At 36.8% G+C, this 13,632-nt stretch carries 12 protein-coding genes and 1 pseudogene; 6 read left to right on the top strand and 7 right to left on the bottom strand.

Annotation, left to right across the window (positions count from 1 at the left end):
* Nucleotides 1-157 precede the first annotated feature (157 nt).
* Nucleotides 158-682: a tetratricopeptide repeat protein gene (locus GGG_RS0116790; RefSeq protein WP_010116947.1), complete on the bottom strand. Its 525-nt coding sequence runs from the start codon at nucleotides 680-682 to the stop codon at nucleotides 158-160.
* A 202-nt stretch (nucleotides 683-884) separates the two neighbouring features.
* On the opposite strand from GGG_RS0116790, the gene GGG_RS0116785 reads away from it, so the two are divergent.
* Complete coding sequence (locus GGG_RS0116785) at nucleotides 885-1,139, top strand: hypothetical protein (RefSeq protein WP_010116945.1); 255 nt, start codon at nucleotides 885-887, stop codon at nucleotides 1,137-1,139.
* An 88-nt stretch (nucleotides 1,140-1,227) separates the two neighbouring features.
* Here the strand turns inward: GGG_RS0116785 and GGG_RS0116780 are convergent, their stop codons facing one another.
* Nucleotides 1,228-1,614, bottom strand: a complete 387-nt coding sequence (locus tag GGG_RS0116780; protein WP_010116943.1) for a carboxymuconolactone decarboxylase family protein — start codon at nucleotides 1,612-1,614, stop codon at nucleotides 1,228-1,230.
* 223 nt (nucleotides 1,615-1,837) lie between these two features.
* A complete protein-coding gene (locus tag GGG_RS0116775; RefSeq protein ID WP_010116942.1) occupies nucleotides 1,838-2,626 on the bottom strand; it encodes a pseudouridine synthase in 789 nt (262 codons plus the stop codon).
* Nucleotides 2,627-2,824: 198 nt separating this feature from the next.
* On the opposite strand from GGG_RS0116775, the gene icd reads away from it, so the two are divergent.
* Nucleotides 2,825-4,081 carry an NADP-dependent isocitrate dehydrogenase gene (gene icd, locus GGG_RS0116770; protein ID WP_010116940.1) on the top strand — a complete coding sequence of 419 codons (1,257 nt, stop codon included), beginning with the start codon at nucleotides 2,825-2,827 and terminating at the stop codon, nucleotides 4,079-4,081.
* 408 nt (nucleotides 4,082-4,489) lie between these two features.
* The gene (locus tag GGG_RS0116765; RefSeq protein WP_010116939.1) at nucleotides 4,490-4,840 is read left to right on the top strand and encodes a DUF4124 domain-containing protein; all 351 of its coding nucleotides are present in this window, start codon (nucleotides 4,490-4,492) and stop codon (nucleotides 4,838-4,840) included.
* Between the two features lie 172 nt (nucleotides 4,841-5,012).
* On the opposite strand, the gene GGG_RS0116760 is transcribed toward GGG_RS0116765, so the two are convergent.
* The gene (locus GGG_RS0116760) at nucleotides 5,013-6,182 is read right to left on the bottom strand and encodes a YbfB/YjiJ family MFS transporter (RefSeq protein ID WP_010116938.1); all 1,170 of its coding nucleotides are present in this window, start codon (nucleotides 6,180-6,182) and stop codon (nucleotides 5,013-5,015) included.
* A 131-nt stretch (nucleotides 6,183-6,313) separates the two neighbouring features.
* The gene (locus GGG_RS0116755; protein WP_010116937.1) at nucleotides 6,314-6,895 is read right to left on the bottom strand and encodes a flavin reductase family protein; all 582 of its coding nucleotides are present in this window, start codon (nucleotides 6,893-6,895) and stop codon (nucleotides 6,314-6,316) included.
* Between the two features lie 200 nt (nucleotides 6,896-7,095).
* Between GGG_RS0116755 and GGG_RS0116750 the strand changes: the two genes are divergently transcribed.
* On the top strand, nucleotides 7,096-8,487 hold the full coding sequence (locus GGG_RS0116750) for an L-cystine transporter (RefSeq protein ID WP_010116936.1): 1,392 nt from the start codon (nucleotides 7,096-7,098) through the stop codon (nucleotides 8,485-8,487).
* A gap of 446 nt (nucleotides 8,488-8,933) precedes the next feature.
* On the opposite strand, the gene GGG_RS0116745 is transcribed toward GGG_RS0116750, so the two are convergent.
* Entirely contained in the window at nucleotides 8,934-9,254 is a 321-nt protein-coding gene (locus GGG_RS0116745; protein WP_010116934.1) for a hypothetical protein, read from the bottom strand.
* Nucleotides 9,255-9,468: 214 nt separating this feature from the next.
* Here GGG_RS0116745 and GGG_RS0116740 point away from each other — a divergent pair, with 214 nt between their 5' ends.
* Nucleotides 9,469-10,299, top strand: coding sequence for a PhzF family phenazine biosynthesis protein (locus GGG_RS0116740; RefSeq protein ID WP_010116933.1), 831 nt, complete (start codon nucleotides 9,469-9,471; stop codon nucleotides 10,297-10,299).
* 152 nt (nucleotides 10,300-10,451) lie between these two features.
* Nucleotides 10,452-13,217 (top strand): pitrilysin family protein, encoded by a 2,766-nt coding sequence (locus tag GGG_RS0116735; protein ID WP_029574659.1) that lies wholly within the window; start codon nucleotides 10,452-10,454, stop codon nucleotides 13,215-13,217.
* Nucleotides 13,218-13,504: 287 nt separating this feature from the next.
* On the opposite strand, the pseudogene GGG_RS20735 reads toward GGG_RS0116735, so the two are convergent.
* Nucleotides 13,505-13,632 (bottom strand): annotated as a pseudogene (locus tag GGG_RS20735) (IS1595 family transposase); the annotation flags it as partial.

The raw sequence follows: 13,632 nt of genomic DNA, 5'->3' as shown, positions 1-13,632 counted from the left end.
GAGAATCTAAAAGAATTTTAGATTTCTTGCGTAGCTGCACTACTTATTCCTCCATTGAAAAAGGTGAGGAGCATACTCCGCAAGGGGGAGGATTTAAAAATGCTTAACGGACTGGTATTACATATAAAATGGGCTTAGATTCTTCTTTCAGACAGTATTATTCAGCAGTATCATCTGAAACTTTGGCCTTTTCAGCCCAAAAATCAGCTTTGGTTTCATCGACATCTACACCTAAGCCATGTTCATAAATACATACCAAATCACGCATGGCTTGTACTTCACCGAGTTCGGCAGCTTGGATGACCATCTCTACAGATTTAGCGACATCTTTTTCAACAATATCACCACGACGATAAAAATTAGATAATTCTAAAATTGCAGCAGGGTGACGATGTTTTACAGCTTGTTCTAACCAACGGTGTGCATGTTCAAACCAAACCTTTGCTTCAGTTGGATCTTCTTCGAGCAAGTCTTTTGCATAAGCATGATAGCCTTCGCCGAGCCAATACATTGCTTCGACATGACCCAATTGTGCGGCTTTGAGTGCCCATTCCTCAGCCAGTTGGTTATCTTGTTCATCTTCACTCTGCATATAAATTTCGGCAAGTTCAAATTGTGCATTGGAATTACCCATAGCAGCACGGTTTAACAATTCTGCTGGGATTGAAAGAGGCTTAGACATACACATTCCGTTATACAAAGTGACGATTCAAAAACCAAGATGTGGCTTGGTTTACCTGATTATAACTGAATTCAATGCGATTTTTTAAATAAGTCGAATCTCTTCATACAAAACGATATGTGCTTTTTTACTGAACATAAACCATACATAGTTTTAGCAGTTTTCTTTATATCTTATGAAAAACATCTATAGGAATTGACCTATGTTTATTTCTGCCTCTGAAGCTAAACGATTGGTTGAGCACTCCAACTTGAATATTGAGCTTTATAAATTACGTTTGGCTCAATTGATCGAAGAAAATGCGAAGCAGGGCAATACCGCTGTATGTGCAGTCTTACCTAAGCATTTACCTTTGGAAGATATACGCTCACTTTCTGCTGAATTGACACATTTGGGGTATCAGGTTCGCTTTGAGGTGGATGAGTCATTTTATAGCTTTAATGTTTTTTGGAATTAATTCGGATTTAAAACACATCTTATTTTTATTATTGATAAAGCCTAAAATTAGACTTTATCAATTTTCAAAGCTTTTCAAATATTCAAAGCTATTCAGTTTTTTGATATTCATTAATCACTTCAAGCGCAGCACGGAAAGCTTCTTGTGTTGCAGGTGCGCCACAATACGGCAGGCTGTGAAGTAATACTTCCTGAATTTCTTCAACAGTTGCACCATTGTTTAATGCGCCACGTACATGACCTTTCAACTCAGTTGGACTCTTTTGTGCAGTTAAAAATGCAATGGTAATTAATGAACGATATTTACGCGGTAAAACACCTTCACGTTGCCATGTAGATCCCCATGCATGTTCATTAATCCAGTCTTGTAAGGGCTGAGTAAAAGCAACAGTGTTTTCTTGCGCACGTTTTACAAAGCTTTCGCCCATAACTTCTGTTCGAACTTTTAAGCCATTTTCATAATCTTGTTGTGACATATTATTTCTCTAAAATGATCAATATCAATGAGGATGTGAATACAGTTTATATCTGAATTTCGCAGATTCGTAGGGGAATATAGCCTAAATCGTATGTATGCAAAAACAAAAACGCCCAATGTATTTCATCGGGCGTTTATTTGAAAAACTGTTTATCTATTTCAAAACGAGAAAATATTGTGAATAAAAGCACAGCAAATAAGCATTTATTTACAATGAAATCTTAACGACCATTGCGCCCACGGCCACGAGGGGCTTTGGTATTTGGACGAGTTGTGCCATTGGTTCTGCGTTTAGGCTTTTCGCTTTCGTCCATTTGCCAAATACGTTTAGTTCCCGATTTTTTGGTAGAACCATCTTTGTTTTTACGAACCATTGGTTTACCGCCTGTTCCACCCGGTTTTTTCACGTATGAGCGTGAACGGTATGGTTCTTCAGCAGGGATATTTTGAAAGTCAGGATAGAGCAAAGGCTCAATTTCTTTGCTTTCGCCCGGTTGTAGACCTAATTTAACCAGATCAATTGCACCAATTTTAGTACGAATTAAACGTAAAGTTGGAAAACCTACAGCAGAAGTCATACGACGAACTTGACGGTTACGGCCTTCACAAATAGAAATTTCAACCCATGAGGTTGGAATGTTGGCACGGAAACGGACAGGAGGATCACGATCCCATAACCATTCAGGTTGTTCAACTTTAATCGCCGTAGCAGGTAAAGTCATACCATCTTTAAGTTCGACGCCTTTACGTAGTTGTTCCAAAGCTTCTTCAGTGATATCGCCATCGAGTTGCACTAAATAAGTTTTAAATTTCTTGTTTGCAGGGTTGGTGATGTACTGGTTTAAGCCACCATGATCAGTTAAGAAAACTAAGCCTTCAGAGTCCATATCAAGACGACCCGCTAAACGCAAAGTTGGATCATCTACGAAGTCGGACATAGTCATATGTGCTTCGTCTTTTCGGAATTGGGAGAGGACGTCATAAGGCTTATTAAGAATGACAATTTTCATAAAAAATGACTTCTGTAATTACATAATATAGGAGAACATTGAGGTTTATTTAATTGAGAAATGTTGTTATTCCCCGTATAAATCTCAAAAACACTGGAATTCAATTACACTATTATGCGTTAAGAAGCGTTGAAAGTATTGTTAATTGACAATTATTTTTTGGATTTTCCAATTATAAGAAAAGGGAGAGCGTGCACAATGGGTTATCAGAAGATCGTAGTACCTGCAGACGGCAGCAAAATTACTGTGAATGCAGACTTGTCATTGAATGTTCCAAATCATCCAATTATTCCTTTCATTGAAGGCGACGGTATTGGTGTAGATATTACACCAGCAATGAAAGCTGTAGTCGATGCTGCGGTTCAAAAAGCATATGGTGGCAAACGTTCGATCGAATGGATGGAAGTCTATTGCGGTGAAAAAGCAGATAAAATCTATGGTAGTTATATGCCAGAAGAAACTTTCGAAGCACTTCGTGAGTTTGTTGTTTCTATTAAAGGGCCATTAACAACGCCAGTAGGTGGTGGTATTCGTTCTTTGAACGTTGCTTTACGTCAAGAACTGGATCTTTATGTATGTGTGCGTCCAGTTCGTTGGTTTGAAGGTGTCCCTTCGCCAGTGCAACATCCTGAATTGACTGACATGGTAATTTTCCGTGAAAACTCAGAAGATATTTATGCAGGGATTGAATGGAAAGCGGATTCACCTGAAGCAAAAAAAGTCATCAAATTCCTAAAAGAAGAAATGGGTGTGACTAAAATCCGTTTCGAAGATAATTGCGGTATTGGTATCAAACCTGTATCGAAAGAAGGTACGCAACGTTTAGTGCGCAAAGCCATCCAATTTGCAATTGATAATGATAAGCCGAATGTAACCCTAGTGCACAAAGGCAATATCATGAAATATACCGAAGGAGCATTCAAAGAGTGGGGCTATGAGCTTGCTATTGATCGTTTCGGTGGCGAGCTGATTGATGGTGGCCCTTGGGTTAAAATTAAAAATCCAAAAACAGGTAAAGACATCATCATTAAAGATGTGATTGCCGATGCATTCTTGCAACAAATTTTAATGCGACCTGCTGATTACTCAGTCATTGCAACATTGAACCTGAATGGTGACTATATTTCTGATGCACTTGCAGCTGAAGTTGGTGGTATTGGTATTGCTCCGGGTGCAAATATTGGTGGTGCAATTTCTGTCTATGAAGCAACGCATGGTACAGCGCCTAAGTATGCAGGTCAGGATAAAGTAAATCCGGGTTCAATCATTCTTTCTGCTGAAATGATGTTACGTGATATGGGCTGGATAGAAGCTGCTGATTTAATCATTGAAGGTATTTCAGGTGCGATTGAAGCGAAAACAGTGACATATGACTTTGAACGTTTGATGCCGGGTGCAACATTGCTTCGTTGCTCTGAATTTGGTCAAGCGATTATTGCGAACATGGATCAATAATTGGTGAGGGCTTGATGATTTAATTATGATTGAGCTTTGCATTTTAAAACCTGCAATTTTTTGCGGGTTTTTTATGGTTAATTGCTCTGAGTAAGATAAAAACTGAAAAATAAAAATGATGGTGATTAGAAACTTTATTCAAGTTTTTATTTTAATTCATAACAATATAAAACTAAGTATATTTAAGTTATTGCTTATTCTATATATTTAAATAAATTTATTAATGATAAATGTTTAAGTGTCTGAGTTTAAATCAATTGAATGACAAAAACATGTCGAAAATGGCAAAAAAAGTCATATTTATCCATTTGTGGTAAGCCTTAAAATAGCATGAGATAAAAATGTCTACGTCAATAGCTATTTTAATCATTAGTTGATATTTTATACGCGCTTAGAAGGAGTATAACGATGAAAGCTGGTTTGATGTTTTTTGTATTTTTGGGAATTTCTGTAACCGCACAGGCAAGTGAAGTTTATAAATGCGTAACTAAAGGTACAGTGACTTACCAAGCTAGACCATGTGCAGGAAAAGTAATCCCGAATCCACAACAACAATATCAAAAGATGCTTTCTCAACGTACTGCAAATCAAGATGCTAAACAAAAAGCATCAGAGGTATCGAGCCGTTATTCTCAGCAGCAACATCTGCAACGTAAATCAGGCAATGGAACATCAAATGAGATAGCAGATACAGTTGAAGGCAAAAAGAAAAGCATGGCGATTGCGCAAGATGCTTATCAAATGACTAAAAATCGTTAAAAATTAGAAGATTTAATCTTTTAGGTATGTTGACGATAATATTCAGATGAACAATTGAAGAAATGAAATAAACTGATCGCTCAGCTTTATTTAAAATCAAAATTGCATCTGAATGTTATATTTGTCAGATATCATTCTATGATCAATTTATTATTCATATTATGCGTTTGAACTAGGTTGCTTTATTCGAGAATCTAAGAGAATAAATAAAAAACTGTAATGTACCTAAAGCTAAAACAGTCGATGCAAGTATAAATTGCTGATGATAGGAAACACCTAAATGTTGTAATCCACTAAAGCAAAGCCCACCGATTAATTGAGTAATCGCAAAGGATAATGTGGCAACACTCCACAATTTTTTATAAGCAACGCCATAAAGATGCATGATGGTATAGGACGTTAAAAAGACTACAGCAGGATTCAGCAAACCTGTAAAAAATGATGATGTATAAGTAAGTATCGGATTAAAATCGAAAATTGCTATTAAAATGGCAACCACGTATACGCTATATAATATTTTTAAAGCAAGAAAGTTACCGAATTTCCGTGCAAGTATATAAGCACTCACTGCACCCAAAGCACTACCTGAACCGTATAAAATCCAATTCAAATTAATATGATAAAGATTTAAATGCAGTGTATTTTTTAAATAATCAATCCAAAACAATGAATGTGGTACATAGGCAAAGGCACTCGCTGCATAAACGATGAGTAAACTAAAATACATACCATCAACAGTATTTAATGAATAGGTATTGGAAGACAGATTGCTGAGATGACTTTGAAATATTTTGAGTAAATACATCAAAATAAGGCTAATTAATAAAGCAAAACCAAATAAAATGAGCCATGCAGATTGTGTTGAAATGTGGTCTAAATAGGGTAAAAATAGCGTTGCTAATAAGACACCGATTCCGATCCCACTAAAGCCAATAAAATTAATGCTTAAACGTTCCTCAGGAAGACTACATTGAGCAACAATACTGGGTGAAAGGATCATCAGTAAGCCACCACTCATCCCTGAGATAACACGCCAGAATATATACCAAGACTCTGAAAAATTCGGGAATGCACAACTCAGTAGACTAATCGTACCTGCGAAAGCTGCGCCTAATATGAATTTTGACATGTTTGGATTTTGAGGCAACTTCATGGCCCAAAATGCACCCATTAAATAGCCCAATAGATTTGCACTTCCGAGAATACTGGAAAATTGCAGTGACCAGTCATAGGCAATACGTGTTGAAGGGAGAAGGGCAGTATACGAAAAACGTAGGATACCAATGCCTAAACACATACTAAGACATAGAAATAAACTGAGCTTGATTTTGTTTGAAGACATTCAATTCTCAAGATGGGCGATTTACTTGATTGATAAAATTACCTTAAATCGTAATTGTACAGACCACAAATAATTTTCACTATTTAGTTTGTGAATATTTGCTCGTAAACGCTTATCTCGTCCTACTGAAATCATTCCAATAGATTGGCATCGACCGCATCTCCAATGGTGTAATAGTGTCCACCTGCAACATGATGCAAACTTTTCCATTCCGCAGGCGCTTCATGGTAATACCAATGTCCTTCTCGAAAGACGCGATCATCCGCATAGGCTGCAACTACTTGACCGATGAATAAATCATGGCTTTGTTGATTGTGTGGCTCAGGAATTAACTTACAAATGAGCCATGCAGCGCATCCCTCAACTGCGGGTAAATCAAAACCTTCAAATTGAAATAATGGGGTATGGCAATGTTCTAATTTTTCAGGATCATTAAACTGGCTGATTGAACCCAGTTGTTGCACCAGTTTGAGTTGTTTTAATGTCGGAACCTGTAAGATGAAATAACCTGATTTTTCTACTAATTCTCGTGTTTTAGTGCTTTTATCTAAAACAACAGAAACTTTCGCAGGGATAAGTTCCAGAGCGCATGCCCATGCGGCAGACATGACATTTTCTTCATGTTGATGTTTGGCTGAAACAAGAACTGTTGGCCCATGATTCAGTAAACGGTATGCTTTTGCGAGTTCTACGGATTTAATATGTGTGTTCATTCAATAACCTATGTTTTAAAAAGCTATAGTCTTTATTTAGAAAAGCTTATTCAATTTATGAATTAATACAATAAGATTTTGTTTTTCTTCTTGTTTATATAGAGATAAAAAATCCTCATGTAAATCGCAAAAAATGCTAAAGGCTGTTGAATAATCAGCAATAAGCTTATAATAACTGGGTCAAAACTTTTGGAACTCAGATGAATTATCCACTTATTTTGAATATTATTATATTCATTGCCTTAATCATATTGCTCATGCAAACGAGAAAAACCGACTGGAGTTTGGCGAAAAAAGTTTTTGCAGGTTTATGTTTAGGGGTGGTATTTGGTTTAGGTTTACATTTGGTTTATGGTGCCAATACTGCAATTTTGGATGAATCTATTCAATGGTTTAATATCGTTGGAAATGGCTATGTCAAACTTTTACAAATGGTGGTTATGCCATTGGTACTGGTTTCCATTCTCGGTGCAGTGATTAAATTACACGATGCTTCATCATTGGGTAAAATCAGTATCTATAGTATAGGTACTTTGCTCATTACCACGTTTATTGCAGCATTAGTGGGTGTCTTTGTCACAAATCTATTTGGTTTAAGTGCGGCGGGTTTGGTGCAAGGGACGCAAGAAACTGCACGACTTGAAGCGATTCAATCGGATTATATTGGTAAAGTTACTGATTTAAGTGTTCCAGATTTTTTATTGTCTTTTATTCCGACCAATCCATTTGCTGAATTAACAGGTGCGCACCCAACTTCCATTATTAGTGTCGTCATTTTTGCGACATTGTTGGGTATGGCAGGAATTAACCTGATCAAAGCGGATGCCGAAAAAGGTCATCGCATTGTTATTGCCATCGAAACACTGCAAGCATGGGTGATGAAATTGGTGCGTTTGGTGATGACATTAACACCATATGGTGTTTTTGCATTGATCACGAAAGTCGTTGCAAGTTCAAAAGTTGCAGACATGATCAACCTCGGTGGTTTTCTCGTGGCGTCGTATCTCGGCTTAGCGATTATGTTTTTGGTACATGCAGTGGTATTACTGCTCGCAGGGGTGAATCCGCTACGCTTCTTTAAAAAGGTCTTGCCTGTACTCACATTTGCATTTACCAGTCGTTCGAGTGCAGCGAGTATTCCTTTAAATATTGAAGCACAAACCCGCCGTTTAGGTGTTCCTGAATCGATCGCCAGTTTCTCAGCTTCATTCGGTACTACGATTGGTCAAAATGGCTGTGCAGGCTTATATCCTGCAATGTTAGCGGTGATGGTTGCGCCTACAGTTGGTATTAATCCGCTTGATCCTGTTTGGATTTTGACATTAGTTTGTGTGGTTACTTTGAGTTCTATTGGTGTGGCGGGTGTTGGTGGTGGAGCAACATTTGCGGCATTGATTGTATTGCCGATTATGGGCTTGCCTGTAACTTTAGTTGCTTTACTGATTTCAATCGAGCCGTTAATTGATATGGGACGTACTGCATTGAATGTAGATGGTTCAATGACCGCAGGTGTAGTAACCAGTCAATTGATGGGCCAAACTGATAAAGCAATTTTGTTAAGTGATGAAAATTTAGAGTTATCTAATCGATAACTTAATTAACCTGAGTTCGAGATATGATATGTTCCCAACTATCTGATACGCGGAAACGTCAGTCGCATTGTTCGAGGCAGGGCTACATCTGCAATATACTGTTTTTGCGATATATTAGGTACTTGATAGTATATGTCGAGTTGGCGACTGACAAATGGTTTTGCCTACTTTTCCCGAAAGAAAAGTAGGTCGAACCTGAACAAGATTGAAATATATTTCAAGCGAAGTGCAAGACGAAGTGGGTTAATCCTTGCATTTGACTTTTAAACAGTAAGACTCCGCTTTGCCTGATCTATCATTTCAATAACTTACATCAAAGTTTATCCCGAACTGACGTTAATCAAATCGATCATTCAAGTTCTACAGCACCATTGTCTATGGTGCAGTCGATAAAAATGCCAACAGATGATTTAATTTGCTGGCATTTTTGCTTCTTATATGTGCTTTTAATCTGCGGCTTGATTACATTCTTTGAGTTCAGCAGAGTTTTTTGTCCATATTTTCCCCGCAGAATTTTTATAGTAGCTAATTTTTCCAACACGGATCACTAAGTTCTGACATGAGTCTAAAGAAAGTTCTTTTCCCCATGGGCCCGTTAAACGACAGGTTGTGCCATCGCATTTCCAAACCACATTAGGGCCATTTTCAATAGGTACAGTGACAGTTCCTACATGTGACGAACCTGCAGTCCAAGTTGTATTATTGTCAGCTTGGGCTAAGGAAGAGAAAAGCAGACAACTACCGACGAGTAGATTTATTATTCTCATGGATGATCTCCTGTTTATTGTTGGTTAAATTGGTTAAAACTGTTGGCCTAATTTGATCGGATTCATTGTATTTAAGGCCACATTGAAATCAGTATTATATTAACCCATAAGCTTAGCTGTTTAATTGTTGTTCTGTATCCATTTTAAAACATAGATTGTATCTGTATTCATTTTCAACATCGCATAGAATAATTAAAAATCAGGAGTTTTGATCATGAAAATGTACCAAGTGGATGCTTTTACACAACAATTATTCAAGGGAAATCCAGCTGCTGTTTTAGTGCTCGATGAATGGTTAGGTGATGCGTTGATGCAGAATATCGCCTTAGAAAATAATTTGGCTGAAACGGCTTTTGTAAAACGAATGGATGATGAAAACTATCAAATTCGTTGGTTTACCCCAAAAGTGGAAGTCGATTTTTGTGGTCATGCAACTTTAGCATCAGCTTTTGTATTGTTTAAAGACTTTACCCATGCGAAAAAAATACAGTTTCACGTTAAAGATTTAGGTATTTTCATTATCCATCAAGCAGATGATGGCAAGATTCAAATGAATTTTCCGATTCGTAAAGCTCAAAAACTTACAGATTATCCAGAATTACTCAACCATGTGATTGATAAACCATTCAAAGCAGTTTATGCAAATGCTCAGGCTTTTATTCTCGTCTGTGAATCTGCTCAAGATGTGATTGATGCAATACCGAATTTCGCTAATATTCAAGCAATTGCAAATGAGCATAAAGTCAGTACCGCAATCACAGCAGCAACTGAAGGCTTAGATGTGACGATTACAGCTCAATCAAGTCCTTATGATTATGTTGCACGTTATTTTGCGCCACATAAAGGTATTAACGAAGACCCTGTGACGGGTTCTATGCATACGGGTTTAGCGCCATTGTGGGCTGAAAAATTAGGGAAAAATCAATTGATTGCGTATCAGGCTTCTGAACGAGGCGGTGAACTTTTTTGCAAGATTGAATCATCAGATCGGATTGAAATTTCAGGTTATGCAAAACTGTTTATGCAAGCTGAAATTTCACTGTAAATATATTTAAAATCCATGCAATATTTCTAAAACATTACAAAAGCCGTTGAAATAAACGGCTATTTTTTCAAATCTTTACTGTTTATTCTGTTCAGGATTTTTTAAGATGATTGTCATATAAATTTTAATATTTCAATAAATCTGGATTTTCTATGCTTATGCGGTTAACAAAACTCACTTTGTCTTTATGCCTTATTGGTGTGAGTGCAGGAACATTTGCACAAACCATTTTAGTTAAATCTGAACATAATATTGAAGAATATAAGCTTGATAATGGGATGCGAGTATTACTTGCTCCAAACGACAAAGAGAATAAAGTATTTGTAAATACGGTTTATTTTACAGGTTCATTGAATGATCCAAAAGGTAAAGGTGGTTTAGCACATTTACTGGAGCATTTGGCTTTTAAAGGGACTGAAAATGTAAAAGGCGAAGAATTTCAACGCCGTTTAGATCAATACACATTAATGACCAATGCCAGTACAGATTATTATTCAACAAAATATACCAATATTGTCCGCCCTGAAAAAACAGCGCTGAATGAAATTATTCATTTAGAAGCAGAGCGTATGGATAAATTGGTACTACAAGAAAAATATGTACCTTCTGAAATTAATATCGTCATGCGTGAACGTGAAATCCGTATGGATCAACCTTTTGCCGTATTGATGGATCAAATGTGGAAATCAGCTTATGGTAATCAGTCTTTAGGACGTTTACCAATCGGGGATTTATCAGAATTACAATCGATTAAAATGAATGAGTTAAATAAGTTTTATAAAGATTGGTATGCGCCGAATAATGCTGTGATGGTGATTTCAGGTAAGTTTGATAAAACAGAAGTTTTAAAGCAAATTGATCAAAATTTCAGTCCAATACCTGCACGTAAATTACCTGCTCAGGCTCAAGTGCCTTTATTAGATTCTGCGACGATTAAAACACGAGATTTTAAAGTTCAAAAAGGCAGTGATTTAGCCAAATTCAATATTTATATGAATGGAAAAAATGAGAAGATTCAACCTGCGTTAGCATTGGTTCCTTATCTTTATACATTACAACCAAGTGGTCATTTATATTCAAGTATGGTTGAAACGGGTGTTGCAACCAATGTGCAGTCTACAACGTGGTTAGATGATGATTTTAATTTGGTGTTTATGGGAGCAATTTATGCTCCATCACATGATCCTCAAAAAATTGAAAATTCACTCATTCAAGGTGTAGAGCAAAGCAAGAAATTTGATGATGTTGAGTTAAAACGTGTCAAAAACTTAATGCGTAATGCAAATGATAATTTACTGAGTAATGCAGCCGCTGTTGGTGGAATGTTGAGTGATTATATGGTGTCATCACATGGTGATTGGGCACAATATTTCAGAGATCAACAAGCGATTCAGAATTTAACTGTGGCTGAAACCAATACAACATTAAAATCGTTCTTAACGCCGAATCATCGTTTTAATGGTGATATTCAACCGACACCAGAAGATCAGAAAAAAGCATTAGAGCAAAAGCAAGCCAGTGAAAAACCTAAAACACTGGATCAGCAAACTGTAGCCGAAGAACCTTTGAAAGATGTGAGTCAATATCAAGCTGAAGTACGTCAATTCGTTGAGAAATCCAAGCAACATTTGGATCAAACTGAGAAGAAAATTCAACGCGGAACGTTAAAAAATGGCATGCAATATGCGCTATTTCCAACCTCTACCCGTGATGATAAAACTTATGCAACCATTAATGTGAATTTTGGTACAGCAGCATCTTTAATGAATAAAACTGAAGTCTTAGATTTCACAGCATATTTATTATTACGCGCTTCTGAACAATACAGTTTGCAAGATATTGCGGATAAAACCATTGATGCAGGTGGCACAGCAACGGCTGATGCGTCTGATAATGGAATCACCATTCAAATTGTTGCAAAGAAAGAGAAATTTGAAGAATTCTTCAAATACATCGTTTCTGTGATGAAGAATCCTAAATTTGAACAGTCACAATTTGATTTGATTAAATTACAAAGCCTGTCTAGTTTAGACCGTCCTTATACTGAACCTGCAACTGTTTCTGCTTTAACCATTGCCAGATTGTTAGAAACGTATCAGCCAGGGGATTTACGTTATCACTTTGAACCTGAGCTGGCTAAAAAGCAAATCAATGCGGCAAGTAATGAGCAAGTGATTGATCTGTATAAAAAATATTTTGCAATGAATCATGCTCAGATTGCAATTACAGGGCAATATGATGCTAAAAACATGCAGACATTATTAAATCAAGAATTTTCACAATGGTCGAGTACACAGCCATATCAACATTTAAGTACAGAATTTCATGCATATAAAGCACAAAAGGTGCATGCACTTTCAGAGCAACGTGAATTTGGTAGCTATCAAGCTTTGCAAACTTTACCTGTAGGTGTGGATCATAAAGATGCAGCAGCCCTAATTGTGTTTAGTTATATTTTAGGTGATTCACAGCTTTCTTCACGTTTAGGTCAAGAGTTGCGTGAAAAAAATGCTTTGGTTTATGGCTTTGGCAGTGATTTAGATTTGGATGCTTTTAACGATGCAGGTGCATTAAGTATTGAAGCCAATTACACTGCGGGTAAATCAGCCGAAGTTTCGCAAGTTGTACATAAAGTGCTTGTGGATTTATTAAGTAAAGGTGTGACTGAGCAAGAGCTGGAAGCAGCGAAGGCTAACATCATGAAGCAACGTGTGACGTCTTTAGAAGATGAGCGCGTGATTCATCGTATGTTAAACAGTCAGCTTGAACGTAACAAAAACATGGAAAGCCGTGCTGTACGTGATCAAGAAATTGCAAAACTGACCAAAGCTGATGTAGATGCTGTGATTAAAAAATACATTAAGCCTGATCAATTGGTTGAAGTGATGTCTGATCAATATGGAAAAGCACAAAAGTAGATTTTTATAGATTTGCTTAAACTTTGGCAATAAGCAACAAAGATCAAGGACTTGAGATTAATGCCTATTGCTTAAGTATTTCTCGGAACGAGTTTCTCATTTTGTGTTTTAATTATTTATGGCTTGAGTTTAGGAAAACGATTTAAAAAATCTCCCCTAACCCCTCTTTGAAAATATAGGTATCTACACAATATCTCTATGTAGATACCTTAATGTAATTTCGGCAATAGCCTTAAGATCATAAATTGAATGTTCAGACAATAATTGTTATAGGGCTTAGGAAGCCAAAGAGGGTCATCACGGAGTAGTTTAAGCCAATCAAGGTACAAATTACGGTGCCTATGATTGAAGCGATACCCCGTTTCTTTAAGATGTAGGTAAAACATCTTTTTGTCAATTCCACTAAATTTAATTA

The sequence above is a fragment of the Acinetobacter sp. P8-3-8 genome (assembly GCF_000214135.1).
Taxonomy (GTDB): domain Bacteria; phylum Pseudomonadota; class Gammaproteobacteria; order Pseudomonadales; family Moraxellaceae; genus Acinetobacter.
The sequence above is the reverse complement of the archived record's forward strand: the minus strand, read 5'-3'. Positions and strand labels throughout refer to the sequence as shown.